The sequence below is a fragment of the Fontivita pretiosa genome (assembly GCF_050410795.1).
GTDB classification, from domain to species: domain Bacteria; phylum Planctomycetota; class Phycisphaerae; order Tepidisphaerales; family Tepidisphaeraceae; genus Fontivita; species Fontivita pretiosa.
On sequence record NZ_CP191258.1, the window covers coordinates 5,450,726 to 5,475,023 of the forward strand.

The window sequence follows — 24,298 nt, forward strand, 5'->3', positions numbered from 1 at the left end:
AATGCGATGCAGCACTTCCAGCATGTGCCTTACATCAACTCCTCATCCTCCGTGGTGGCCGCTCCCTTCTTCTTCTCCAACTGGATATTCAGACCCAGGCCGCGGATCTCGTTGCACAACACGTCGAAGGAGACGGGAGTGCCGGCCTCCAGCGTGTTGGTGCCCTTGACCATGCTTTCGTAGATCTTGGTGCGGCCCTCGACGTCGTCGCTCTTGACGGTCAGCAGTTCCTGGAGCACGTAGGCCGCGCCGTACGCCTCCAGGCCCCAGACCTCCATTTCGCCGAAGCGCTGCCCGCCGGTGCGAGCCTTGCCGCCCAGCGGCTGCTGCGTGATCAGGCTGTACGGTCCGGTGGCGCGGGCGTGGATCTTGTCATCCACCAGGTGATGCAGCTTCATCATGTAGATGTAGCCGACGGTCGTCTTCTGCTCGAACGGCTCGCCGGTGCGACCGTCGTAGAGCTGCACCTTCCCGCCGTAGGGCATGATCACGTCCAGCTCGCGCTCGCCCAGGGGCTTGCCCTCGGCCTTGCGCTGCTTGCGACGATCTTTGATCGCGGCGTTGGCTTCGTCGATCGCCTTGAAGATCTCCTCTTCGGTGGCGCCGTCGAAGACGGGGGTGATGGCCTGCTGGCCCAGGACCATCATCGCCCAGCCCAGGTGCGTCTCGAGGATCTGCCCGACGTTCATACGGCTGGGCACGCCCAGCGGGTTGAGCAGGATGTCCACCGGCGTGCCGTCCTCCAGGAACGGCATGTCTTCCTCGGGGACGATGCGGGCGATGACGCCCTTGTTCCCGTGCCGCCCGGCCATCTTGTCGCCCACCGACAACTGCCGCTTGGTCGCGACGTAGACCTTGACCATCTCCAGCACGCCGCTGGGAAGCTCGTCGCCGCGCTTCATGTGCTCCATCTTGCGCTGCTTTTCCTTCAGCACCGCCTCCACGCGCGGCCAGAACCGGCTGTACGTGTTCTCCGCCTGTTCCCTGGCCTCGCGAGAGCCTTTGATCCAGCTTGGCGAGAAGGTCTCAATCTGCTCCATGAGCACGTCAACGTTCTCCGAGGCGCCGACCTTCTGGCGGGTGTTGGGGTCCACCATCTGCTGCCCGGTCACCTCGTTGATCTCGGTGATCATCTGCTTGAAGATCGCGATGGCGCGAAGGTTCATCTCCTTCTCGTAGCGGTCGATCTCCTTCTTGAGCTGCTTCTTCTGTTCGTCGCTCATGTGCATGCGGCGGCTGAACCGCTGCGTGGCGATGACCACGCCCTCCTCGCCCGCCGGCATCTCCAGCGAGTCGTTCTTCACGTCCTCGCCCGCCCGGCCGAAAATCGCGTGCAGCAGCTTTTCTTCAGGCGTCAGCTCGCTCTTGCTCTTGGGCGCGATCTTGCCTACCAGGATGTCGCCAGGGCCTACACGCGTCCCAATCCGCACGATGCCGTTCTCGTCCAGGTTGGCCAGGGCACGCTCCGAGACGTTGGGAATGTCACGGGTGAATTCCTCGCGGCCCAGCTTGGTCTCGCGGATCTCCACGTCGTACTCCTCGATGTGGATCGAGGTAAACACGTCATCCTTGACCAGTCGCTGACTGATGACGATCGCGTCCTCGAAGTTGTAGCCGTCGTAGGTCATGAACGCGACCAGCACGTTTCGTCCCAAAGCCAGCTCACCCTGATGAGTGGCGGCACCGTCGGCGATGATCTGCCCCTTCTTGACGCGCTGACCCTTCTTCACGATCGGCTTCTGGTTCAGGCACGTGCGCTCATTGAGGCCAACGAACTTCCGCAGCACGTACTCATCGGCGTTGTCGATGAGGATGCGCTGGCTATCCACATAGGTGACAACCCCGCTTCGCTCGGCGCGAACCACCATTCCCGAGTTCTGCGCCACGGCACGCTCCATGCCGGTGGCGACGATCGGCGGCTCGGTCCGCAGCAGCGGAACCGCCTGACGCTGCATGTTGCTGCCCATCAGCGCGCGGTTGGCGTCGTCGTGCTCCAGGAACGGAATCAGCGCCGCCGACACCGACACCGTCTGCCTGGGACTGATGTCTACGTACTGAATCTCCTTGCTGGGAACCGTTGCCAGGTCGCCCTGCACGCGGGCCAGCACCATGCCCTTTTTCAGATGCCCGTCCTTCTCGACGACGTCCGGCGGAGCCAGGATCGCCTTCATCTCCTCGTCGGCGCGAAGGTACTTGACCTCTCCATTGACCTTCCCGTCCTTGACCACCCGGTACGGGGTGATCAAAAAGCCGTACTCGTCCAGGTCGGCGTAGATCGACAGCGAGGCGATCAGCCCGATGTTGGTACCCTCGGGCGTTTCGATCGGACAGATTCGCCCGTAGTGCGAGATGTGCACGTCGCGAACTTCGAAGCCCGCGCGCTTGCGGTTCAGCCCGCCCGGACCCAGCGCAGACAGCCGTCGCTCGTGGGTCAACTGCGACAGCGGGTTGGTCTGATCCACCACCTGCGACAGCTCGCCTCGACCGAAGAAGAAGTCGATGCTGCTGGAGATCGACTTGCTGTTGACCAGCTCGGCGATCTTGCCCAGCTCGTTCGGATCCTTCAGGCTCATCCGCTCCTGGACGGTGCGCTTGAGCTTGAGGAAGCCCTTGCGCAGCTCCTCGGCCGCCAGCTCGTCGATCGTGCGCAGCCGGCGGTTGCCCAGGTGGTCGATGTCATCCACGTACCCTTCGCCGCTGCGCAGCTTGAACATGTACTTGAGGCTGTTGACCAGGTCTTCGCTGCGCAGGGTCATCACGCTCTCGGGTACGTTCTGGTCGAACTTGCGGTTGATGCGGAACCGTCCGACCCGCCCCAGGCGGTAGCGGTTTTCGTCGAAGAACTTCTCCTTGAACAGCGTCTTGGCCTTGTCGAGCTGCGGCGGGTTGCCCGGCCGAAGCCGAGCGTAGATCTTCAACAGTGCCTGCTCGTGGCTGTCGGCGGTATCCTCGGCCAGCGTGTTGAGGATCAGCGGGTCGGAGACCCTGGTGACCACATCCACAGTCTTCAGCGAAGAGGCCTGGATCTTGCTCAGCGCCTCGCCGATCTGCGCCCCGGCCTTGACCAGCACCTCACCGGTCTGCGAGTCGATGATGGGCGCGGCGGCGTAGTAGCTTGGCTGGAGCTGCCCGACTTTGACTGTCTCGATGGTGTAGAACTCTCGGATGATCGATTCGGTCGTGGAATACTTCTCATCAAGCGCGCGCAGGAACGTGGTGGCGGGGATCTTGCTGGACTGGTCGATCCGCACCGCCAGCGCGTCTTTCTTGGTCACGCTGCATTCGATCCAGCTTCCACGCTCGGGGATGATGCGGCAGCCGTGCAGGGGGCGGTCCCCTTCCTGCACTTCAACCAGGAAGTCCACGCCCGGCGAGCGGTGAAGCTGGTTAACGATCACGCGCTCGGCGCCGTTGATGATGAACTCCCCACCTCCGATCATGATCGGGATCTCGCCCAGGTAGATGGAATCCTCCATCACCTCGTCCTTGTCTTTGCGGACCAGGCGAACTTTGATGCGGAACGGCATGCCGTACGTCAGTCGAAGCGCACGACATTCGTCGGTGGTGTACCGCGGCTCAGCCAGGTCATAGCTGATGTACTCCAGCCGCAGATTCCCGTCGTAGCTCTCGATGGGGAAGACCTCGCGGAGCAGGGCTTCAAGCCCCTCGCTTTTCCGCTTGGCCGGGTCTATATCTTTCTGAAGGAACCGCTGATAGGCGGTAATCTGGACATCGATCAGGTTCGGGATCGGCAGCGCGTCGCCGCGCTTGCTGAAGTCACGCACCTCTTGCACTCGCATCGCTTGTCCTTTTCCGTAAAAGGGATTTGGCGTTCCAGCTCCAAGTCTCTTTTGTCGAACGTTTGGCTGCTCTGGCACCCGGGGTGCGGGCATCAAGCACCCGGCGGAACGTCGCCGCTGGTGCGGCCAAGCGTTCGCCTACGTCCCTCCTGCCGTGGGTCCCCCGTACCTGGCCGGTTTGGTTCGACTGACAAAAACAGCCGCCTTACGATTTCGTAAGCGGCTTGTCCTGCGGCGTCCACCATTCTTTGCCGACGCCGGAATTTCACTTAACTCTCTTCCCCGATAACGGGTTATGAAAATCCTACCCTCAGCGCAAACAAAAGGGTCCAAGATCGTTCTCTCCCCGTCTGGGAGATCACGCTCTTAGACTACCCGCTACCGAGATTGTTCGATAATCCGCGTCAATCCAGACTGGCATAGCCTAGCCACGTCCCAACGTCGTGTCAATACCCTCCATGGCAATTTCCACACTCGCCGTGAAAACACCCCCGCCCGCCGCGACGACGGACTGGCTGATCAGACATTGATTTGGGTGATCCGCACCTCGGTGTATCGCTGGCGATGCCCGATCTTGCGGTGATACCCCTTGCGCCTCTTGTATTTCTGTATGTCGATCTTCGGGCCTTTGACTTCGCCGAGCACTTCGGCCGTCACCGTCGCGCCCCCGACGGTAGGCGTACCGATACGCGGCGAGCCTTCCCCCGCCACCAGCAGCACACGATCGAAGGTGATCGTTTTCTGGTCGGCCCCGACATGCCGATCGATGCGAATCCGATCGCCGCTGGTTACTTTGAACTGTGTACCACTGTCTTCGATGATCGCGTACATGGTTTGCCCGGCTCCGTTGAATCCGCCGCAGCGCTGCCGGCAGCTTGCCTGGCGCCGTGCGGGCGAGGCATTGTGACAACCAGACCGGCAATGTCAAGCGTCGTCGACTTCCCCCGGAGCTGGCTCATTGGGGCACACTGCGCGGAGTACAACCTCGCGCCATGCCGCAGGTAATTGTCCGGTCGATCGCAAGTTTTCTGGCGGTTGGCTTGAATCAAGTCCGCAAATACAGTACAGTTAACGACTCGGCTCGCCAAGGGCCGCCCGCGTCGCTGGCGGCGTGACAGGTGCTGAACGTGCCGTTGGAGCACTTGCCGCGATTCCGGTTTCGCCCCGCGGGTCTGATGGTTCTTTGGTTCTTTTGCTACAACACAAGCCCCATGGCGGCAGCGACGCAACTTGGCGGCGCGCTGTGGCCCGGGCTGACGGCCGTCTTGTTGCGCCGCTGAAAAATCTGGAGTTTTCTCGAATGGCTCAGTCCCAAGCAGAATTGGTCAAAGCGCTTGTCGAGGCCGGGGTGCACTTCGGGCACCGCGTCAGCCGTTGGAACCCGAAAATGGCCCCGTACATCCACGGCAAACGCAACATGATTCACATCATCGATGTCCGGGAAACGATCAAGGGGTTGCTGCGCGCCAAGCGGCTGATTACCCAGTTCGTTGCCTCGGGCAAAGATGTGCTGTTCGTCGGCACCAAGCGACAGGCGCGACACGCGATCGAAGAAGAGGCCAAGCGCTGCGGCATGCACTATGTCTCGCAGCGTTGGCTGGGCGGAACCCTGACCAACTTCCGCACCATCCGCGCACGACTGAATCGCCTGGAAGAGCTGGAAAAACTCTGGGAGACCGGGCAGATCGAAACCTACTCCAAGAAGATGAAGGCCACCCTCAGCCGCGAGCGCGACAAGATCAAGGCCAACCTCGAGGGCATCCGTCGCATGGAGCGCATTCCCGGCGTTATGTTCGTTGTGGATCCGCGCCGCGAGCATATCGCCGTCAAGGAGGCCAAAAAGCTGGGCGTCACGACGATCGCCCTGATCGACACCGACGGCGATCCCGACCTGATCGACCTTCCCATCCCCGGCAACGACGACGCCATGCGGGCCATCGAACTGATCGTTCATGAGCTGGCCGACGCCGTGATCGAAGGCAAGCAGACCCGCCCGGAGAAAGGCGCGGAGGACCAGGCGCAGCAGCCGCGTCGTCGCAGTGTCCGCAGCCAGTTCCGTGCCGAAGAACAGCCCGAGCCACAGCAGCCCCAGCCGCAACAGCCCGTCGCCGCCACCACCCCCGCGCCGCCCGAGCAGCCACCGGTCGAGCCGGCGCCTGCCGAGTCTTACGTAGCTCAATCCGTCTGAGTCGCACTCCCGCCTGCACCGCCCGCGAATCGCCAGACTTCAAAGCCTGGCTCGTCACGGTGCGCGCCTGCGATCAGACCGCCCCAACCGTCCTGGTGGCCGCCTGAAGGATTCCCCAAAATTCCCCGTTGACGAATTTGTAACAGTTCCGCCATGATCATTGCATCATCTTGCGGAGCATCGCGTGTGATACTGGTTGTGGATGACTTCCCCGACGGCGCCGAGGCCATGTGCAGGATCCTGCGCATCACCGGCTATCCGTGTCAATGGGCCTCCAGCGGCCAGGAAGCACTGGCCAAGATTCGCGCTCACCCGCCCGAGCAGCCGCTCCTGGTTGTGCTCGATGAGATGATGCCCGAGATGAGCGGCATCGAGGTTCTACGTCAGATCCGCGCCGATCCCCGGATCGCCAACACCACCGTCGTCTTCCACAGCGCCGGCTTTGATCTGGCCAAGAGAGACGAGGCGATGACGCTCGGGGCGGCGGCGTGGCTGCTGAAGGGCGGCAGCGGCGCGACCGACGTGGCCCGAGTCATTGAAACCATTGGGGACTGGTATCAGCGCGTCGGCGGCGTCCCGGAACGCTCGCAGCCGTGGCCCGACGCCCAGCCATCGCCACAGGATCGCTCCGTCAACGACCGCGACCCGCATCCGCCCTGTCCATAGGCCGCGGGATGCCCTTCGCCCATTTCCGGCGGCGCGGATCGCCACGCCGATGGCCGCCCGCTTTGCCCCTGCCGGTGACGCGCGCTGACCCCCGTCCGCTCTCGGGCAGCCAGATTCCAGGCTCACACCACTGGACACTTGGTACAATGCCCCTATCGGCTTTGGCCGTCGGGCGATGCCGGGCGCGATCTGCCGGTCACCCCAGGGGGCCTATCTGGGGCGGTGCCTCAACTCAACGGTGATATCGTGCGTCATCATCCATCCCTCATCCGGTTTCACCCTGGAGGCAGTCATGAAACGCATCTCTCGATGCTCTCGAACGGGTCGCGCCCCCGGCGCGATCGTGGCGGCGGCGATCGGGCTGAGCGCCGCGAACCTCGGCTATGCTCAGGTTAGCGGATCGTGGATAAGTCTCTCCGGCGGCAGTTGGAGCGTCGGCGCCAACTGGTCCAGCAACCCCGCCTATCCCGACAGCGGCGGCGTCGCAACGATCGGCGTGGGCAGTGTGCTCATTCGTCTGGATACCCATGCGACGCTGGCGCAATTGAACTTCCAGGCGGCGCGGGGCACGTCCATACGCCCTTCGCTCAGCGGCGCCAGAATCACCCTCACGGGCGCGGGTGTTATTGACACCGCCTTTGCGTTCCCGGCAAGCGGTGCAGGTTCAACCATCAGCGCGTCGATCGACGGATCGGTCGGTCTGACCAAGACCGGGCCGGGCCTGCTGGTGCTCGATGGCGCGAATACCTACACCGGAGGCACCTGCGTCAAAGCGGGGATTCTCGCCGCCAGCGATGCCGCCCTGGGCGCCGCCAGCGGCAGCGTCGTGCTTGATGGCGGAGCACTCACCCATGTCGGATCCAGCAACCTCATCACGCGCAATGTGATGGTCAGTCCTTCCGGCGGGGGTTTGTTTCAAGCCCGCAGCTTCACCGACTTGCGTTTTGCTGGCGTGCTCAGTGGCGCCGGTCCCTTTTCGTTTCTGGGCAACGGATCGCTGTACCTGTCGGCCGACAGCCCGTTCAGAGGAACGTTTCGCGCCGCCAGTGGCGCAGCGGCGATCTACCTTCGGGAAAACGCGGCCCTTCGCTCCGTGCCCGCGTTCGAGCTTGGGGGCATGCTGTCGCTGGACAACCGCTTCACTGCCAAATCAGACCGCATCGGCGATTCGGCGAACATCGTGCTCAACGGCGGCGCCCTGGAGCTTCGGGGCAGCCAAACGCTGACCGAGCGCGTTGGTGCGATCACGCTCGGGCGCGGCGTCAATTACCTGACTGGCTCTTCGGCCGCTACCCTGGCCGCCTCAGCACTGGTTCGGCAGAACCGATCGGTTGCGGTTTTCTCATTGTTGCCCATAACGCTGGACACTCCGCCGGCGCTGGTCGGTGGCGGCGGGCCAGCGGGATCGCCCGAGGTCAGCATCGTCCCCTGGGCGTTCGCCGGACCGAGTTCCAGCTCCGCCGGGTTGGTCACGTACGACGCCGGTGGTTTGCGGGCGCTCGGGTCCAGCGAATATCTTTGGAGCATCCCCGCCGGCAGCATCACCACCGCCAACGTCGCGCTCAAGTCTGCGACCTTCACGCTGACGGCGCCCGCAACTGTCAACGCCCTGACGCTTGCCGCCTCTACAATCAGCCTCCTGGGTTCCTCGACGATCACGATCACCAGCGGCGTGATTCTCAACAACGGTAGATCCAACACGATCGCCACTCCGATCGACTTTGGCTCGGCCGAGGGGTTGATTCATGTCCACGATGGCACGCTGACGCTGAGCGGTACCCTCTCCGGCAGAAACGGCCTGACGGTATCCCAGCGCGCATCCAGCTCCCCTTCCCATGTCGTGCTCTGCGGCGTCAACACCTACAGCGGAAGCACAACGCTCAACGGTGGCTCGATCTGGTTCGGGGGTAGCGTCCTGCCCAACACGCCCGGGCCATTCGGCAGCGACAGCAGCCCCATCGTCCTGAACGAGTCGGCGGTCCTGTACAACACGAGCCTGTACACCGCAAGCACGGCCACATCCATCTTCGCCCGCGATCTGATCGTTCGCAGCGATCTCGATCCGTTCACGCCGCGTCACCCGAGCATCTCAGGCAGCAGCACGGCCGTCAGCGGCAACGTGCTGCTGGAAGGCGTCCTCGGCGCCGACGGGACGACGTTCACCGGCACGATCTTCGGCCCAGGCGCGATCCGGACGGGATCGGCCACGTTCACCGGAACCAACACCTTCACCGGTGGGATCTGGAACACGGGCATTGTTTTCGTGGGCAGCGACAGGGCGCTGGGGACCGGAACCGTCGTGTGCTCATCGATGTCCGACAGCGGCTTCTTCCCCGCGGCAACGCTCACTGCGGTGGGCGGGGCGCGCACTCTGACCAACCCGTTCGTCATCGGCGCCCTGGTGTTCAGCGGAAGCTTCTCGACGACGCTGGCCGGGCCGGTCAAGCTCAACGGCGGGCCGACCGCCGTGCGCGTGAGCGGTGCGGAGGCAACGATCAGCGGGCCGATCTCCGACGGAATGCTGCTGCACAGCGGCGGACACCTTACGCTCAGTGGCTACAACTCCCAGTACGCGACCTCGATCAACCAGAACGGCACGCTGACGGTTGCGTCAAGCTTTGGTCTGGGCGGGGCCGGCGGCACGATGCCCCTGCTTACGTCGGTCGGCACGCTGGGAGCGCTGGAACTGACCGGCGGCATCGCGATTCCGGCGCATCGCCTGGAGATCGCATCGTCCGGATCGATCGGATTGCGCAGCATTGCCGGCAACAACATCTGGTCCGGCGACGTGGTGCGCACGCTCAACCCGCTGCGCATCGGCGTCGATGCAGACAGTCTGCGCATTGGGGGTGAATTGGATCTGAACAACGGCCCGTTGATCAAGCTTGGCGCCGGGACGCTGGAGGTGGGCCACCTGCGTACCGTCGGCACGATCAGCATCGACACCGGCACGATCCGCATCCGCCCGAACGGAACCGACGCGGGCGTGAGCAAGGTCGCCGCACTGTCGATCGCCGGCGGAGCGAATCCGATCGCCCGGCTCGACGTGACCAACAACGATCTGATTGTCGATTACACGGGTGACTCGCCGCTGGCAACGATCAGGGCCCAGATCGCATCTGCACATGCCGGTGGCGCCTGGAATGGCGAGGGAATCACCAGTTCGCTGGCGGATGCGACGACGCACGCACTGGGGCTGGCCACATCGGCAGATCTGTTCGGCGATTTCCCCGCGACTTTCAGCGGCCAAAGCGTCGATTCCACCGCCGCGCTGGTCAAGTTCACGTATTATGGCGACGCGGACCTGAGCGGCGCGATCGACGCCACCGATTACAGCCTCATCGACAACGGTTACGTCAACAACCTGCCTGGCTGGATCAATGGCGACTTCGACTACTCCGGGGCGATCGATGCGACGGACTATGCCCTGATCGACCACGCCTACGTGAACCAGAGCGGCGTGCCGGCGGGCGCGACCATCGCCAAGCACGCCAGGATCTTCGGCGGGGCATACCTGAGGGCGCTGGCGGCGCTGCAAGCGGGAGTGATCCCTGAACCGGGGATGTGCCACGCAGGCGCGCTGGGGATCGTTGGCGTTCTGGTGCGCCGCGGCCGGCGTGAACGGATACGGGCGTGCTCGTGAGGCGCGTCAGTTCACGGCCTGCGCCGGTGCGGCGTTGCCGTTGCGCGCCAGTGCTGCCAGGGCCGGCGTCTGCTCGATGAAGAGCTGAAGATGCGGAAAGGGAATCTCGATCCCCGCCGCATCCAGAGCCTTTTTCGCGCGCTCGATGTACTCATAGCCGATTCTCCGCTCGATCGATTCATCCGCGATCCAGAACCGCAGCAGAAGGTCCACGCTGCTGGGACCAAGCGAGCTGACCACAACTTCCGGCGGCGGGTTCTGCACCAGCCGGTCGTCGTTGCGGGTCAGCCCCAGCAGCACCTCTCGCGCCTTGTCGATCGACGAGCGGTAGCTGATGCCAATCGGGATGTTCACGCGGTTGATCGGGTTGGTGCTGTGGTTGGAGAACTTGGTGCTGAGCATCTGGGTGTTGGGCACGACGTGATACTCGCCGTCGAGCGTGAGGATGCGCGTCGAGCGGAACGTGACGCGCTTGACCTGCCCGAACGTGCCATCCACCTCGATCCAGTCGCCGACCTTGAACGGCTTGTCCAGGAAGATCACGATCCCGGCGATGAAGTTGGCCAGCGTCTCCTGCGCCGCGAAGCCGACCGCCAGGCCGATGATCGACACGCCAGTCAGCATCGCCACGATCGGGATGCCAAGCTGGTTGCATGCGATGACGATGCCAAAGCCCATCACCGCCCACTTGATCATCGCGCCAAGCAGGTCGCGGATGGAGGAGTCCACCTCCCCCTTCTTCATGCTGCTCAGCGCCATCTTGCGGATGGCGCGGTAGAGCAGCCAGAAGACGAACAGGAAGACCATCGTCCCGATGAATCGCGGGATGAACGCCAGAATCGTCACCACAAGATTCTTGATCGTGTCGAACCAGAAGGCTGGCTGGCGGATGTCGCTCCAGGTCAGGGCCCGTTTGCCCTGCATGATCTCGCCGAGCTGGGTGTTCAGAAGCTGCTGATAAAGCGATTCGGGCGGAGCCTGCGTCGTGGTCACAACGATCACCGGCTGAGTGGATGGCTGAGTCGTCGCCGTCGAGACTGACACGCCCTCAAGCCGGGCTTGTTGCGGCGGCTCCTGAGCCAGAGCAGGAACCGCAGCGAGGATGACCGTAAGCACCAATCCGATCGCGCAAATTCGGCGCAGCATCGTACACCTCGTGATGGCTGAAAACGGGTCTGACCGTCAGGTCTGCCCGGAAGATCATCGGCAAACCGTCGTTGATACCGCAGTAGCCCGCGCGATGAAAGCCAGCCTGAGCTAAGATTACGGCGTGTTTCAGTGGAACCGCGTTACCTGAAGGACCGGATCATGCGAATCCTGATTACCGCCTGTTGTGCCCTGCTGGCATTCAATTGCACCACTGTCTGGACCGCCCCGCCGCGGGAAGCCGCCGGCCAGGCCGCCGGGCTGTCGCGTGAATCTTCGCTGGATGAGATTCTGGATGCCCTGGACGCGCGCGGAGAAAGTCTCAATGCCTTCACGGCCGACGTTTCGCTCAGCGAAACCGACCCGGCCACCGGCGACGCCACCATCCGCAGAGGCAAGGTCTGGTTCCAGAACCTTCCGCAGGGCCAGGCACGCATTCGCGTCATGTTCGACACGAAGCAGGCCAACAACCGCGTCATCGAGGACAGGATCGAGTATCTGCTCAGCGGGCCGGACCTGATCGACCGAACCTATCGCACCAGAACACAGGTTACCCGGCACGTGCTGCGGCCCGGTGAAAAGATGAACCTGCTGAAGCTGGGCGAGGGTCCGTTCCCGCTTCCGATCGGACAGGACAGGCAGGATGTCCACGAGCAGTTCGAAGTGAAGAAGGTCGCACCGAAGCCCGAAGATCCGCCGGACACATTGCACGTGCAGCTCACGCCCAAACCCGGCACGCGGCTGGATCGGCGATTCAAGACGATCGACGTGTGGGTCGATCTTCACAACCACATGCCCCGGCGGATCGAGACGCTGGACCGCAACGAATCGACCATCCGCGCCACCGAATTGACCAACGTGCAGATCAACCCGCCGATTACCGACGCCGACTTTGCCCTGCCACCGATCGGCCAGGACTGGAGCACGATCGAGGAAGCGTACAACGAGTAACGGCGGCAGCAGCGGGATCCGTGCAGAAGACAGAGCCGGCGACCGGCGGGCAGAGCCGGGGAAGTGCACGTGCCTGTGACATTAATTTGCACTTGCAAGTGAATTGCATCTTGCGGTATGCTGTGGCCGGATGACACGGATGCCCGGCCAGGTTCGCATCGCCTGCGGCTGCGCGGCGATTGCGCGCGGGCTGTGTCTGCTGGCCGTGTTGCTCCAGCTCGGCTGGCCGGCGGCGATGATGCTGCATCGCCTGGGCGTCCACACCGACGCGGCAGATCACCCCATCTCCATCCGGACCGCCCGCGTCGGCGAATTGGTTGACCGCCCCGCCGTTTCATCAGGCTCCCCGCACGCTCATGACGAATCGCAGTGTCCGACCTGTCAGCTCCTGTGCACGGTGCGGGCGGGCAGCCTGCCGGCGATCGCGGCCGCTGCCGTCGTCCCGCCCGTATCCATTCCACGCATCGATCCCACGCGGCGGCTCGTGTACATCGCGCCGACTCCCTCAGGCAGAAATCCCCGCGCCCCGCCCGCCCCCTGAATCACATCCCCGTCCGCGCCTGCTCCGCTTCCGACGTGTGCGCTGCCGCTCCGCGCGGACATTCCGCCGCCGGCTTCATCGCGGCAGTCGGCTCACCACCTGAGGAGTTGAAGTCATGCCCAGGCACCTGCGCCCGCGTGCACGCGCCGATGCGTTCACGCTTGTCGAATTGCTCGTGGTCATCGGCATCATCGTGATTCTGATCAGCATCCTGCTGCCGACTCTGGCCAGGGCGCGCCGTTCCGCTGCCGCCGCCAAGTGCCTCTCCAACCTTCGCAACATGCAGCTCGCCCACTGGATGTACATCGGCGAGAACCGCGGGTATCTGATTCAGGCGGGCTTTGGGCACGGCGGGCACGCGCTCAACGAGCAGGCGGGCTGGTTCAATACTCTCCAGCGCTATTACCAGAGCAGGCTGCTGGTCCGCTGCCCGGCCGACAACAGCACGCTCTGGCAACGGCCGCTGACTCCCGGCGGGGCGCTGCGACGCTCCAGCTACGGCATCAACAACTTTCTGGATCGCGAGCTGATCCCCTGGGGTGGACCTTACGTGAAGATCAGCCAGATTCGCCGGCCCGCGGCGACCGTGCACTTCCTCGAATTGGCCCACGAAGGGGAATTTGCCGTCGCCGATCACCCACACGTCGAAAGCTGGACCGGCTTGAACGTGCCGGCCATCGCCTCGACCCAGATCCAGATCAACGCGCATGGACCCAGCACCACGCGCCGATCATGGAAGTCGCTGGCCAACTACGGCTTCCTCGACGGCCACGCCGAAACGCTGCCGCTGAGCGATGTGTTCCGAGATTTCGCCCGCAACCGCTTCGACCCGGCGGTGGCGCAGTAAATCGTCGGTAGAACTTCGCACCGTTTCGTGTCCTTCGCAGTCAAGTTCCAGAACAGCAGGAGGCCAACATCATGCTCAGCCGATTCCTGATCGTTTCGCTGGCAGTTCTTGTTCCCGCGCCGATGGCCATGGCGCACTACGACATCCGCCCGCGCGTCGAGGATGGCCGGATCGTCACCGACGGCTTCGACGATGCGCTGGGAAGCACCGAACCGCACCTGCGCGTGTTCGGATACGACTTTGCGGAGAATCCCGACGACCCCTTCTTCGCGCAGGATCCGGGCTTCAACTCTCCCGCGGGATCGGGGCTGCCTGTTGGAAGCCAGCTCCGGTTCGATATCCTCGGCCCGCTTCAATACTGGAGCGGCGTCGGCGCGGTGTCGTTCGCGAGCGTGAGCGGCGGCCAGACGCTGGAATTGAACTTCGGCACGGCCACGCGGACGATCACGGGCTCCAGCACGTTTCAAAGCGGCTTTGCGATCCAGACGGTCGGTGCCGGCGGGACGGTGCACCGTCACCTCAACTCCTTCTTGAACGGCCCCGATGGCAACAGCGTCCCCGCCGGGTCGGGAAGCTGGGGCGCCGGCGACGGCGTCGAGGCCGCCGCGGGCGCGTACCTGTTCAGCATCGAGCTTCAGATCGACCCGGACAACGGCATCGTCAGCTCGGAACCGATCTACATCGTCTTCAACCATGGCCTGAGCGAGACGGCTCACGCCGCCGCGATCGAGTGGGTGCAGAACGTGCTCGTTCCCGAGCCAGCGACGGTCGGGATGCTGCTCCTGCCGCTGACGTGGCTTATGTGCCGTGGGAGAAAACGCGAGCGGAACCGCTGAACCGGGGCTATCGCGAAACTCAGGTGCTGCTCGTGTAGCTTCCGTTGCCGGCGGTGTTTTCGCGGACGACCCTGACGAACAGGTCCTCCAGTGTCGTCGTCGGGTGGGAGACCTGCGCATCCTTGGCGCCCAGACGCGCCAAAAACTGCTGAACCTCGGCAAGCTGCCCGTCGTTCAGCCCGCGGGCGCTGATCTGCGTGACGTCCTTCACCTGGAGCAGATCGCGGACGTAGCCCAGCTCCATCATCCGCCCGCGGAACAGGATCGTGATCCGGTCGCACACGTCCTGCACGTCGGCCAGCAGGTGCGAGCAGAGCAGCACTGTCTTGCCCTGCTTTTTCAGGTCCAGGATCAGGTCCTTCATCTCGCGCGTGCCGATCGGATCCAGACCTGTGGTTGGCTCGTCGAGCATGATCAGGTCCGGGTTGTTGATCAGCGCCTGGGCCAGGCCGATGCGCCGGGCCATGCCCTTGGAGTATTCGCGGAGCTTTCGCTTGCGCGCCTTCTCATCGAGTCCGACGATGTCCAGCAGCTCGGGCACGCGACGCTTGAGGTCCTTGGAGGGAATCCTGAACAGCCGGCCGTAGAACTTCAGCGTCTCCTCGCCGTTGAGGAACCTGTAGAGGTACGACTCTTCGGGCAAAAAGCCGATGCGCTCATTGATCGCGGTGGAGCCTGCGGGATGTCCGAGCACGAACGCATTGCCGCGCGTGGGGAAAATCAGCCCCAGCAGCAGCTTGATCGTGGTGGACTTGCCCGATCCATTAGGCCCCAGCAGCCCGAAAACCTCGCCGCGATGGATCGTCAGGTTCAGGTCATCCAGCGCGCGGACCTTATCGCGGCCCCAGAAGTCCTTGTAGATCTTCGTGAGATGCTCGGTATGGACGGCTGAATCGGTTGTGACAGTCATGTGGAAAACAGCGGACAGTGACCCGTGGTCAGTTGCCGTCGTGACCGCTCAGCGTCGCTGCTGGCAACTGGCCACTGCTGCGTCAACGTCGCGGGGCGCCGCGCCCACCGGGCACGGGACGAGGGCCCTTGCGTTGCCGCCGGCGACGTTTCTCGGAAGGCTTCTCGTAGTAAGCGATCCGCTTGATGTCCTTGGTCAAGCCTTCCTTCTCGCACATCTTCTTAAATCGCCGCAGCATCTGCTCGGCCGTTTCGTTCCCGCGACTCTTGACTTTGATCATGCAACTCCTCGATTCACAACCCCCTGCCGTGCCCCGCGCCCCGTGGCGAAACACCGGTTGGTCCAATGCACGCCAACCAACAATTAGTGTATGCGCGGGGGCCGATTGTTCAAGTTGGGCCGGCTGGCCTGCGCCGCAGCGGTGTTTCCCGCGGGTTTTCGGGTATAACGGACCGGCCCCGGCCAGATCAAATGACCCGAAACATGCCCGCAACACAGTCCAACCCGACCCGCGACACACTGTATGCAAGAATCGCGGCGTACGTGGCCGCCACCGAGCAGCGGAACCTGGAGCTGCTGCTTCAGATGCTCTCGATTCCCAAGCCGCGAATGCAGGAACACCGGGCGGTGCGCTTCGCCGCCGACCTGCTGCGCGCCGCGGGCTGTGACGTGGACATCTTTGAAGGTGACGGGACCGCGGAGCCCGCTCCGGACGGCAAGCCGATCAACGTGCTGGGGCGGCGGGCGGGATGCGCCGACGGCGTGGCGGCTGGGCGCAGTCTTTTGCTCGAAGCGCATCTGGACACGGTTCCCACCGGCCAGCTCAACCGCTGGAAGCACGATCCGTGGGGCGCCAGTGTGGAGGCCGGGCGGGTCTACGCCCGCGGCGCTCATGACGATGTCGCCGGCGCCGCGCTGGTGTGCCTGGTGGCCCGTGCCCTTCAGGAACTGAAGCTGACGCCGCAGGCGGATCTGTATCTGCTGCTGACAACCGAAGAGGAGTATTCCGGCGGCGGGATGCGGGCATTGCGCCAACGGCATCCGCAGCTTCGCCCCGATGCCCACCTGCTGGTCGATGGCAACAGCCAGCCGCAGGACTGCATCATCGGCCACCCCGGTTGCGTCAGCTTCACGATCCGTATACCCGGGCCGTTCGGTTCGGCGCAAAACGTTCGATACGTACACGATGCCAACCCGATCGAATTGGCCGGGCGGCTGATCGCCGGGCTGCGTCGCCTGGAGGAGGATCTTGCAAGGCAGACAGGCGAAGATGTGGGGTCTGTCTCGTGGCCGCGGCCGACGATCGCAATCGTCGGGATTCAAAGCGCCGGATGGATCAGCAACGTTCCGGAGGAATGCAATCTACAGGTATGGGGCAATGTCATTCCGCCGATGACCATCCCCTGCTATCGCGATGCGATCGAGTCATGCATTCGTGGCGAGGCACAGGCGCTACCCTGGTTTGCGCAGCACCCCCCGCGCATTGAGTGGGGGCCCATCGACGTGCCAGCGATGCTCACGCCGGTGGATTCGCCCTTCTATCGCGCGCTGGCCGCGGCGCACCAGCGCAGCTTCGGGACTGACCTTCGCCCGCGGCTGATCGGCGGCTGGGGCGACATGCGCCTGCTGGACAGTCCGCAGATGCTGTTCTACGGCCCGGGGCGTGGCGGCGGCGATCATGGGTATGACGAACACTACGAGATCGCCGACCTGGCTCCGATGCTGCGCACGCTGCTGCATCTGGTTGCCGACTGGTGCGGCGTGAGCTGATCGCGAAGCACGCATTGATCGTGCACGGGCGCATCCATTCAGCAGAGCCTGATCAGGCTCACTCCCGAGGTTACCGAGTCACACCGATCCGGCGGGCGTCCGGACGGCGGTCGAATTGACGCTCTGCGGCTGTATCCGTACGATTCTCAACCCGCGTGCAGCGCGGGATTTGGATGATCGCCATCATCAGTGACATTCACGGAAACCTCGAAGCCTTCAGCGTCGTGCTCGACGAGATCAAGCGGCGGGGGATCACCCAGGTGGTCTGCCTGGGTGATGTGGTCGGCTATGGGCCTAACCCCATGGAGTGCCTGGATCTGGTCATCGAACACTGCCAGATCGCGCTGATGGGGAACCACGATTTTGCGGTGTTTTACGAGCCATTCAACTTCAACAGCGGCGCGGAGCAGGCGTGTTTCTGGACGCGGGCACAGTTCGAGAACGACCCGGACCTTACTCGCCGCGCCAATCGCTGGAAATTCCTGGGCAATCTGCCGGCACGCGTGAAGACCAACGACTTTCTGGCGGTGCACGCATCGCCCCGGCGGCCGATCAATGAGTACATCTTCCCCGACGACATTTACACCAACCCCACCAAGTTCGTCAGCCTCTTCGAGAGGTTTGACAAGCTCTGTTTCGTGGGGCACACGCACGTACCGGGCGTGTTTCTAGAAGGGCCAGACTTTTATAGCCCTGAAGAGCTTGACTATCGCTTCGAGATCACCGACGAGAAGGCGATTGTGAACGTGGGCAGCGTCGGTCAGCCGCGCGACCGCGACCCCCGCAGCAGTTTCGTGATCCTTCACGAGGGCGGGCAGGAGGGCGCCGGCGGGAGTGCAGCCGGGCCGTATATCGAGTTCGTGCGCCTGCCGTACGATGTGGACACGACGGTCAGGAAGGTCGAGGCGATCCCGGAGCTGGACAATTTCCTGGGCACGAGACTGCTTGATGGGCGATAGGCCGCCTGAACGACAACAAGTGAGATGCCGGAAACGGAATGCCGAACGCCACGTGCGGGGCGTAGCGGCGATTGGCAGCAGGACTACGGAATGCAGAATCGACGTTTGATCATCGGGATGCTGCTGGCGGTGGCCCTGGTGATCCTGTGGCAGCCGCTGTTTTACTTCATCGGCACGAAGATGGGCTGGGACATGTCCCCCCGTCCGGTGCCGCAGCAGCAGCCGGAGGTTGCCGCGACGACGCAGCCTGCCGCCACGACCGGCCCACAACTGGCCACGACCGCACCGGCGACGGGCGCATCGCCCGCGATCGCCGCCACCGCGCCGCAACCGCCACCCAGCGGCCTGCGGATCATTCCCTCCACACAACCGGCCGGCACCGCGGCTCTGGGCTCGGTCAGGCCACTTGACCCTGATTACCGCATGGGCGTGACGCTGGTGCCACAGGGCGCCGCCATCAACGCCGTTGTGCTCAACCAGTTCAAGCAGACCGCACGCGCCGACGATCGCTACACCTTTCAGACCCCCTACGCCGGAGCCGAATCGGTCTCGCGTCCGCTGGCGACGCAGATGCTCGGCGTCAACGGCCAGACGATCGACCTGAGCGTCGCCGAATGGTCGCTGCTCCGCGCCGAGCAGAGTCTCGCGACATACGCACTGACGCTGGGCGACGATTCCGGGCCGCTGGCGACCGTACGAAAGACCTACCGGCTGCTGCCGCCTTCCGATTCCAGCCAGGGATATGAGATCGAGATCACCCACGAGCTGGAGAACCTGACGGCCAGGCCGATCAGTGTTCGCGCGGTGCTGAATGGCCCGACCCTGCCGCCTCAGGAGCAGCAGTATGGCGCCGACCGCCATACGCTGGCGGGCTTTGCCGATCGCGGGTACGTCCAGGTGGCGCATGACATGATCGAGTCCTTCACCCAGGACAAGCCCACCCGCGACTACACCAAAGACAAGGATGGCAACCCGGTCGTGTGGGCCGGCAGCGCCAGCATCTACTTCAACGCCTTGCTTCGCCCGCTGCCGCTTTCTGGACAGCCGCCTCATGAGCTGCCCAATTACGTCCAGAACATCACCGCCGCCGTTCTGAATCCGCAGGGCGATCCCAAGCAGCATCAGATCGTGATGACCTTCACCACCGCGGACCTGTCGATCGCCCCGGGGCAGACCGTCTCCGTGCCCATGCGGGCGTTTTTCGGCCCGCGGCAACGCAAGCTGCTCAACAGCGACTACTACTCCGCGTTTCCTCTGCAATATGACAGGACTCTGGTTCTCACCTCCGGAATCTGCGCCATCTGCACCTTCCAGTGGCTGATCAACGTGCTGGTCTGGCTGCTCAATGCGTTCCACTGGATCCTGTTCAAGGACTGGGGTCTGGCGATCATCGCGCTGGTAGTGCTCGTCCGCGCCATCCTGCATCCGATCACCAAGCGGTCGCAGATCTCCATGGCCCGCATGAGCAAGATGGCGCCGGAGATCGAACGCCTCAAGAAAAAGTATGGCGACAACAAGGAAGAGCTGAACAAGGCCATGATGCAGCTCTACAAGGAGCAGGGCGTGGCGCCGATGCTTGGCTGTCTGCCGATGTTCCTCCAGATGCCCATCTGGATCGCGCTGTGGCAGGCGCTTCAAACCACTTTCGAGCTGCGCCAGGCGCCGTTCCTGGAGTTCTTCGGCATCCACTTCACCTGGATCCATGACCTGTCCAAGCCCGATCACCTGATCGAGTTTTCCCGGCCGTTCACGATCCTGGGGCTGATACACGTTTCGGGGCTGAACATCCTGCCGTTTTTGCTGGGGATCGTCTTCTGGCTCCAGATGAAGTTCCAGCCCAAACCGCCAACCATGACCAAAGAGCAGGAACAGCAGCAGAAGATGATGCAGTGGATGACGCTGCTGTTCCCGATCATGCTCTACAGCGGCCCCAGCGGGTTGAACCTGTACATCCTGACCAGCACGGTGATCGGCATCATCGAAAGCAAGATCATCCGCGACCACATCAGGCAGCAGGAGGAGGCGGAAAAGGCCGGGCGGGTCATCGTCGATGCGGGCAGGAAACACAAGGGCGGCACGCCGCCGGCGCTGCGGGCGACGCCCCACGCCAAGCCCAAAAGCGGGCTGATGAAATGGCTGGCCGACCTCCAGGAACGCGCCGAGCAGGTTCGCCGCCAGGCTGAACGGCGAAAATGATCTCGAGCCTCGGCGGCGCCGTAGCCGCTGCACAGCCCGACATCGCGATCGCGACCTTCTCCGCCGCAGCGATGTTCGCATCCGACACCATCGCGGCCATCAGCAGCGCCGTCGGTCCGGCGGCACGGATGATCGTGCGCGCCAGTGGCCCGGGAGTGCGGCAGATCCACGACGCCCTCAAATGCGACGATGTCGAATTTGCCGGTGGCTCGGCGCGGCGCACACGGATCAGCTTCGCGGGCATCACCGTGCCGGCATGGGTTTACTGCTTTGCCGGCCCACGCAGCGCTACTGGCGACGACGTGATCGAGTTTCACATCCCCGGCAATCCGCTGCTGGCGAGGATGCTGCTGGAGGAGTTGATGCGGCTGGGCGCCCGCCAGGCTCAGCCCGGTGAGTTCACCGCCCGCGCATACTTCAACGGTCGCATCGATCTCTCGGAGGCCGAGGGTGTCGCCGCCGCCATCGCGGCGCAAAGCGAACGGGAACTGGCGGCGGCGCGGCAGCTCCTGGCAGGCGAGCTGGCGCGGCGACTGCGCCCGGTCATGGATTTGATCGCCGAGACCCTTGCTCTGGTCGAGGTCGGCATCGACTTTTCCGAAGAGGATGTCACGTTTCTTTCCGGGCAGGAACTGCGAGATCGTATTGGGCGGGCTGATGAGACGCTGCACGGCCTTCTGCGCGACAGCGTGCGGTTCGAGCGGCTGGCGCACGAGCCACACGTCGTGCTGATCGGACGCCCCAACGCCGGCAAGAGCACGCTGCTGAATGCGCTGGCCGGCTGCCAGCGGGCGATCGTCTCGCCGCTGGCCGGAACCACGCGCGACGCCATCTGGGCGCAGGTGCGCCTGCCTCGCGGCATGGTCCGCATCATCGACGTGGCCGGGATTGACCACGCCGAAGCGGTCGACCCGATCACCCGGCAGATGCAGGCGCGAGCCGGCCAGTCGATCGAGCAGGCCGACCTGCTGGTGCTGGTGCGCGACTGCACCGATGATCGCCCCCCGCCGCCGCTGACGAGACAGCCCGATCTTCGTGTAGCAACGAAGCTGGATTTGAGCCCGGATGCCCGGCTCGGCGCTGACGAACTGGGCATCAGCGCGCTGCGCGAGTGGAATCTGGAGGAGCTTCGCCGCCGACTGGATCTGCTGGCGTTTGGGCAGCCCTGCGGCGGCGACGCGCTGGCGCTGAACGCGCGGCATGTGCAGGCTGTGCAGCAGGCCCGTGAGGCGCTGGCCCGGGCACTGCCACGGGTGTTTGACCGAAGCCCCGAGTTGCTGGCGCTTGAGCTTCGCGAGGCTTTGGATGCGCTGGGCAGCATTCTCGGCACGGTCGGTCCAGATGAACTGCTGGCCAGGATCTTCTCCAGCTTCTGCATCGGCAAGTGAGCACACCGGTACAGTCCGCCGCGATCAGTGGCTAGTGACTCGTAACTGTTTGTGATAAGGTTCAGGTATGCACGGCGTCACCACAGCACTGGTTGGCTTTCTGTTCGTGTGTGTTGTGTTCCCCCACCTGGTCAAGAACCGTCCGCAGTATTACGCAGCCTTCGCAGCCGTCTGCCTGATCATTCTGCTGGACGCGCTGGGGATGATGCTCAGCCCGACGAGTTTGGCCGGGTTCCGGGTCTTTGCGTATGTGGCGGTGGCGTTTTTGCAGGTGGCGGCGATTTTGCTGCTGTTTCTGTCGGCGGGAGGGATCGGTTGGCGTCAGCTCGCCGGAGAGATGCGAGAGGCGATCGAGGTGATCCGTCGCGGCGGTGAAAAGGAGCTGGTGATCCCGCTGACGGCTCAGCCGCGGTCCGACCAGCCGTCCGCCGAGCGTGCGGCAGCGGCGGCGCCTTCCGCCGCCTCGGCCCCGCCACCGACACCAACCACCCCCGCCGGGACGCAGCCGTCCGGCGGCACGCCGTTGGAACCATAAGACAAGTTTGGCAACCGATCGGGTATGCCACTACAATAAAATCTCTGCCGCAAGCCGGATCTGGATGGTTTCTCCCGGGGGACGCTTGTGGCTGCCAAGGAGACGTATGCAGGCCAATTTGCTTCTGCTGTCGGCGGTGGAATATGGCTGGTACATCAGCATCTGGAAAGTGCTGATCGTGCTGGCCGTGGTCATGTTGTGGGCGCGTCTGCTGACCTGGGCCGACAAGGACGCCGAAGCCGCTCATCTGCCCCGGGTCGTGCTGAACACGGCGTTTCTGGGCGGATTAGTGCTGGCGTTCGTGCTTTTCCTGTTCCTGCCCGGCTTCTGGGTGGCGCTGGCGGTACTCGGGCTGGTGATGCTCGCGGAAATCGTCACTTATCTGGTGCTGCGAAATCAGACCGTTGGCTTGAGCGACCTGAGCAAGCAGTTCCAGGACTGGATCCGCAGCTTCACGTCGCGGGAAAAGACGGTCAAGGCCGAAGAGGGCGAGGTGCTGCTGATCGACCGCGGCGGCAGGCCCTTTCCCCCGCCGGAGTCGGATGCGCCCGAGCGTGCGGCGTACGTGGCGGCGCAGGACCTGCTCACCGAGCCGCTTCGCCGCGGCGCCGACCGCATCGAGATGCGCCCCGCCGAAGGTCAGGCCGCCAGCGTGCGCTACTGGGTCGATGGTGTGGCGATCGACGGGCGGTCGATCCCCCGCGAAGACGCCGCCGCCGCTGTCGTGCTGTTCAAGCAACTGGCCGGGCTCGACCTCAACGATCGACGAAAGCCCCAGACTGGTACGATCCGTGCCCAGCTCGACGCCCACAAACATGAGCTTCAGGTCACGACCGCCGGCAGCACCGCCGGTGAATCCGTCACCATCGAGGTCAATCCCCGCAAGCGACATGAGCTGCGACTCGATCAGCTCGGATTCACTGACGAGCAACTGGCCATCCTGGAGGAGACGGTGGCTGAGGGAGACGGGATCGTGCTGCTGGCGGCGCCGAAGGGGCATGGCCTGACGACGCTGAACTACGCGGTGCTGCGGCGGCATGATGCGTTCCTTTCGCACATCCAGACGATCGAGCGTGAGCCATCGGCGGACCTGGAGGGAATCACGCAGAACGCGCTGTCGCCCAACGCGCCGCCTGCCGAGGAGGCCAAGCTCGTCAACTGGGTCACCAGTCAGGAGCCGGACGTGCTGCTGGTGGATCGAGTCGAGGATCCCCGCAGCGCCGCCGACCTGATCCGCTTCGCCGGCAACGGACATCGCGCTTACATCGGCATTCGCGCCGCGAGCACGTTCGATGCCCTTCAGGCATGGCGAAACCTGGTCGGAGACGATCGGCTGGCGATGAAGAATCTGAAGCTGGTGGTGGCCGGGCGACTGCTGCGCAAGCTGTGCAATGCCTGCAAGATGGACTACACGCCCGATCCGGATACGCTGCGTCGGCTGAACATGCCGCCGGAGAAGGTGGGCAAGCTGTACACGGCGCGAACCCAGCCACTGCGGGATCAGCGCGGCCACGAGATCGTCTGCGAGTTCTGTCTGGATCTGCGATTCAAGGGTCGCACCGGCGTGTATGAGCTGTTCGTGATCGATGATGAGGTCAAGCAGGTGGTGATGGCGGGCGGGTCGGTCAATCAGCTTAAAATGCTGTTCAAGAAACAGCGACAGAAGTACCTTCAGGAAAACGCGCTGGCGCGGGCGGTGGCGGGAGAGACCAGCCTTCAGGAAGTGGCCAGAGTGCTTCGCGCCGGCGAGTCAGGCTCGGCGGCGTCGGTGGCGACACCATCCGCCCTCGGCGCCCCGGGCGGCGGCAGCAGCAGGCGCTCGCCCTCCACCCGGGGGGCCTGAGTGCCGACCAACGCGCCGGATTCCTCCGCCACAGCTTACAGGCCGGCTCAGCACGCATCCAACCCAATGAGGAACTTCC

Annotated in this window: 18 protein-coding genes; 13 read left to right on the top strand and 5 right to left on the bottom strand. The window is 63.9% G+C overall.

The features are described from left to right. Positions 1-29: 29 nt before the first annotated feature. On the bottom strand, positions 30-3,800 hold the full coding sequence (rpoB, locus tag ACQS5P_RS22085) for a DNA-directed RNA polymerase subunit beta (RefSeq protein ID WP_428938782.1): 3,771 nt from the start codon (positions 3,798-3,800) through the stop codon (positions 30-32). Positions 3,801-4,319: 519 nt separating this feature from the next. Then, positions 4,320-4,631, bottom strand: coding sequence for a 50S ribosomal protein L21 (gene rplU / locus ACQS5P_RS22090; protein ID WP_428938783.1), 312 nt, complete (start codon positions 4,629-4,631; stop codon positions 4,320-4,322). A gap of 469 nt (positions 4,632-5,100) precedes the next feature. On the opposite strand from rplU, the gene rpsB reads away from it, so the two are divergent. The 3 genes from rpsB (at position 5,101) to ACQS5P_RS22105 (ending at position 10,297) form a co-directional block, all read left to right on the top strand. Continuing rightward, the gene (gene rpsB, locus ACQS5P_RS22095) at positions 5,101-5,988 is read left to right on the top strand and encodes a 30S ribosomal protein S2 (RefSeq protein WP_428938784.1); all 888 of its coding nucleotides are present in this window, start codon (positions 5,101-5,103) and stop codon (positions 5,986-5,988) included. Between the two features lie 186 nt (positions 5,989-6,174). Then, entirely contained in the window at positions 6,175-6,654 is a 480-nt protein-coding gene (locus ACQS5P_RS22100) for a response regulator (protein ID WP_428938785.1), read from the top strand. A 292-nt stretch (positions 6,655-6,946) separates the two neighbouring features. Continuing rightward, entirely contained in the window at positions 6,947-10,297 is a 3,351-nt protein-coding gene (locus tag ACQS5P_RS22105; RefSeq protein WP_428938786.1) for a beta strand repeat-containing protein, read from the top strand. A 6-nt stretch (positions 10,298-10,303) separates the two neighbouring features. On the opposite strand, the gene ACQS5P_RS22110 is transcribed toward ACQS5P_RS22105, so the two are convergent. Continuing rightward, the gene (locus tag ACQS5P_RS22110) at positions 10,304-11,443 is read right to left on the bottom strand and encodes a mechanosensitive ion channel family protein (protein WP_428938787.1); all 1,140 of its coding nucleotides are present in this window, start codon (positions 11,441-11,443) and stop codon (positions 10,304-10,306) included. Between the two features lie 162 nt (positions 11,444-11,605). Here ACQS5P_RS22110 and ACQS5P_RS22115 point away from each other — a divergent pair, with 162 nt between their 5' ends. The 4 genes from ACQS5P_RS22115 to ACQS5P_RS22130 all read left to right on the top strand — a co-directional run bounded on the left by ACQS5P_RS22115 (position 11,606) and on the right by ACQS5P_RS22130 (position 14,618). Then, complete coding sequence (locus ACQS5P_RS22115) at positions 11,606-12,394, top strand: LolA family protein (protein WP_428938788.1); 789 nt, start codon at positions 11,606-11,608, stop codon at positions 12,392-12,394. Between the two features lie 139 nt (positions 12,395-12,533). Next, on the top strand, positions 12,534-12,935 hold the full coding sequence (locus tag ACQS5P_RS22120) for a DUF2946 family protein (RefSeq protein ID WP_428938789.1): 402 nt from the start codon (positions 12,534-12,536) through the stop codon (positions 12,933-12,935). A 115-nt stretch (positions 12,936-13,050) separates the two neighbouring features. Further along, positions 13,051-13,782 (top strand): prepilin-type N-terminal cleavage/methylation domain-containing protein, encoded by a 732-nt coding sequence (locus ACQS5P_RS22125; RefSeq protein ID WP_428938790.1) that lies wholly within the window; start codon positions 13,051-13,053, stop codon positions 13,780-13,782. Positions 13,783-13,853: 71 nt separating this feature from the next. Further along, positions 13,854-14,618: a hypothetical protein gene (locus ACQS5P_RS22130; RefSeq protein ID WP_428938791.1), complete on the top strand. Its 765-nt coding sequence runs from the start codon at positions 13,854-13,856 to the stop codon at positions 14,616-14,618. A 19-nt stretch (positions 14,619-14,637) separates the two neighbouring features. On the opposite strand, the gene ACQS5P_RS22135 is transcribed toward ACQS5P_RS22130, so the two are convergent. Both ACQS5P_RS22135 and rpsU read right to left on the bottom strand, forming a co-directional pair. Next, positions 14,638-15,528: an ABC transporter ATP-binding protein gene (locus tag ACQS5P_RS22135; protein WP_428938792.1), complete on the bottom strand. Its 891-nt coding sequence runs from the start codon at positions 15,526-15,528 to the stop codon at positions 14,638-14,640. Between the two features lie 82 nt (positions 15,529-15,610). Then, on the bottom strand, positions 15,611-15,808 hold the full coding sequence (rpsU, locus tag ACQS5P_RS22140) for a 30S ribosomal protein S21 (protein WP_428938793.1): 198 nt from the start codon (positions 15,806-15,808) through the stop codon (positions 15,611-15,613). A gap of 203 nt (positions 15,809-16,011) precedes the next feature. Here rpsU and ACQS5P_RS22145 point away from each other — a divergent pair, with 203 nt between their 5' ends. The 6 genes from ACQS5P_RS22145 to ACQS5P_RS22170 all read left to right on the top strand — a co-directional run bounded on the left by ACQS5P_RS22145 (position 16,012) and on the right by ACQS5P_RS22170 (position 24,219). Then, positions 16,012-17,298 carry a M20 family metallopeptidase gene (locus ACQS5P_RS22145; protein WP_428938794.1) on the top strand — a complete coding sequence of 429 codons (1,287 nt, stop codon included), beginning with the start codon at positions 16,012-16,014 and terminating at the stop codon, positions 17,296-17,298. Positions 17,299-17,471: 173 nt separating this feature from the next. Then, positions 17,472-18,257 carry a metallophosphoesterase family protein gene (locus ACQS5P_RS22150; protein ID WP_428938795.1) on the top strand — a complete coding sequence of 262 codons (786 nt, stop codon included), beginning with the start codon at positions 17,472-17,474 and terminating at the stop codon, positions 18,255-18,257. 90 nt (positions 18,258-18,347) lie between these two features. Further along, positions 18,348-20,453, top strand: coding sequence for a YidC/Oxa1 family insertase periplasmic-domain containing protein (locus tag ACQS5P_RS22155; RefSeq protein ID WP_428938796.1), 2,106 nt, complete (start codon positions 18,348-18,350; stop codon positions 20,451-20,453). After that, positions 20,450-21,841 carry a tRNA modification GTPase gene (locus ACQS5P_RS22160; protein WP_428938797.1) on the top strand — a complete coding sequence of 464 codons (1,392 nt, stop codon included), beginning with the start codon at positions 20,450-20,452 and terminating at the stop codon, positions 21,839-21,841. Before ACQS5P_RS22155 ends, ACQS5P_RS22160 begins: the two co-directional genes overlap by 4 nt. Positions 21,842-21,908: 67 nt before the next feature. Next, positions 21,909-22,376, top strand: coding sequence for a hypothetical protein (locus ACQS5P_RS22165; RefSeq protein ID WP_428938798.1), 468 nt, complete (start codon positions 21,909-21,911; stop codon positions 22,374-22,376). 106 nt (positions 22,377-22,482) lie between these two features. Next, positions 22,483-24,219 (top strand): ATPase, T2SS/T4P/T4SS family, encoded by a 1,737-nt coding sequence (locus ACQS5P_RS22170; RefSeq protein WP_428938799.1) that lies wholly within the window; start codon positions 22,483-22,485, stop codon positions 24,217-24,219. Positions 24,220-24,298: the final 79 nt, after the last annotated feature.

Coding starts and splice junctions, on each gene's coding strand:
- ACQS5P_RS22150 (WP_428938795.1), top strand. CDS start 17,472: ATGATCGCCATCATCAGTGACATTCACGGAAACCTCGAAGCCTTCAGC.
- rpsB (WP_428938784.1), top strand. CDS start 5,101: ATGGCTCAGTCCCAAGCAGAATTGGTCAAAGCGCTTGTCGAGGCCGGG.
- ACQS5P_RS22110 (WP_428938787.1), bottom strand. CDS start 11,443: ATGCTGCGCCGAATTTGCGCGATCGGATTGGTGCTTACGGTCATCCTC.
- rpoB (WP_428938782.1), bottom strand. CDS start 3,800: ATGCGAGTGCAAGAGGTGCGTGACTTCAGCAAGCGCGGCGACGCGCTG.
- ACQS5P_RS22170 (WP_428938799.1), top strand. CDS start 22,483: ATGCAGGCCAATTTGCTTCTGCTGTCGGCGGTGGAATATGGCTGGTAC.
- ACQS5P_RS22145 (WP_428938794.1), top strand. CDS start 16,012: ATGCCCGCAACACAGTCCAACCCGACCCGCGACACACTGTATGCAAGA.
- ACQS5P_RS22120 (WP_428938789.1), top strand. CDS start 12,534: ATGCCCGGCCAGGTTCGCATCGCCTGCGGCTGCGCGGCGATTGCGCGC.
- ACQS5P_RS22115 (WP_428938788.1), top strand. CDS start 11,606: ATGCGAATCCTGATTACCGCCTGTTGTGCCCTGCTGGCATTCAATTGC.
- rpsU (WP_428938793.1), bottom strand. CDS start 15,808: ATGATCAAAGTCAAGAGTCGCGGGAACGAAACGGCCGAGCAGATGCTG.
- ACQS5P_RS22165 (WP_428938798.1), top strand. CDS start 21,909: ATGCACGGCGTCACCACAGCACTGGTTGGCTTTCTGTTCGTGTGTGTT.
- ACQS5P_RS22135 (WP_428938792.1), bottom strand. CDS start 15,528: ATGACTGTCACAACCGATTCAGCCGTCCATACCGAGCATCTCACGAAG.
- rplU (WP_428938783.1), bottom strand. CDS start 4,631: ATGTACGCGATCATCGAAGACAGTGGTACACAGTTCAAAGTAACCAGC.
- ACQS5P_RS22155 (WP_428938796.1), top strand. CDS start 18,348: ATGCAGAATCGACGTTTGATCATCGGGATGCTGCTGGCGGTGGCCCTG.
- ACQS5P_RS22130 (WP_428938791.1), top strand. CDS start 13,854: ATGCTCAGCCGATTCCTGATCGTTTCGCTGGCAGTTCTTGTTCCCGCG.
- ACQS5P_RS22105 (WP_428938786.1), top strand. CDS start 6,947: ATGAAACGCATCTCTCGATGCTCTCGAACGGGTCGCGCCCCCGGCGCG.
- ACQS5P_RS22125 (WP_428938790.1), top strand. CDS start 13,051: ATGCCCAGGCACCTGCGCCCGCGTGCACGCGCCGATGCGTTCACGCTT.
- ACQS5P_RS22160 (WP_428938797.1), top strand. CDS start 20,450: ATGATCTCGAGCCTCGGCGGCGCCGTAGCCGCTGCACAGCCCGACATC.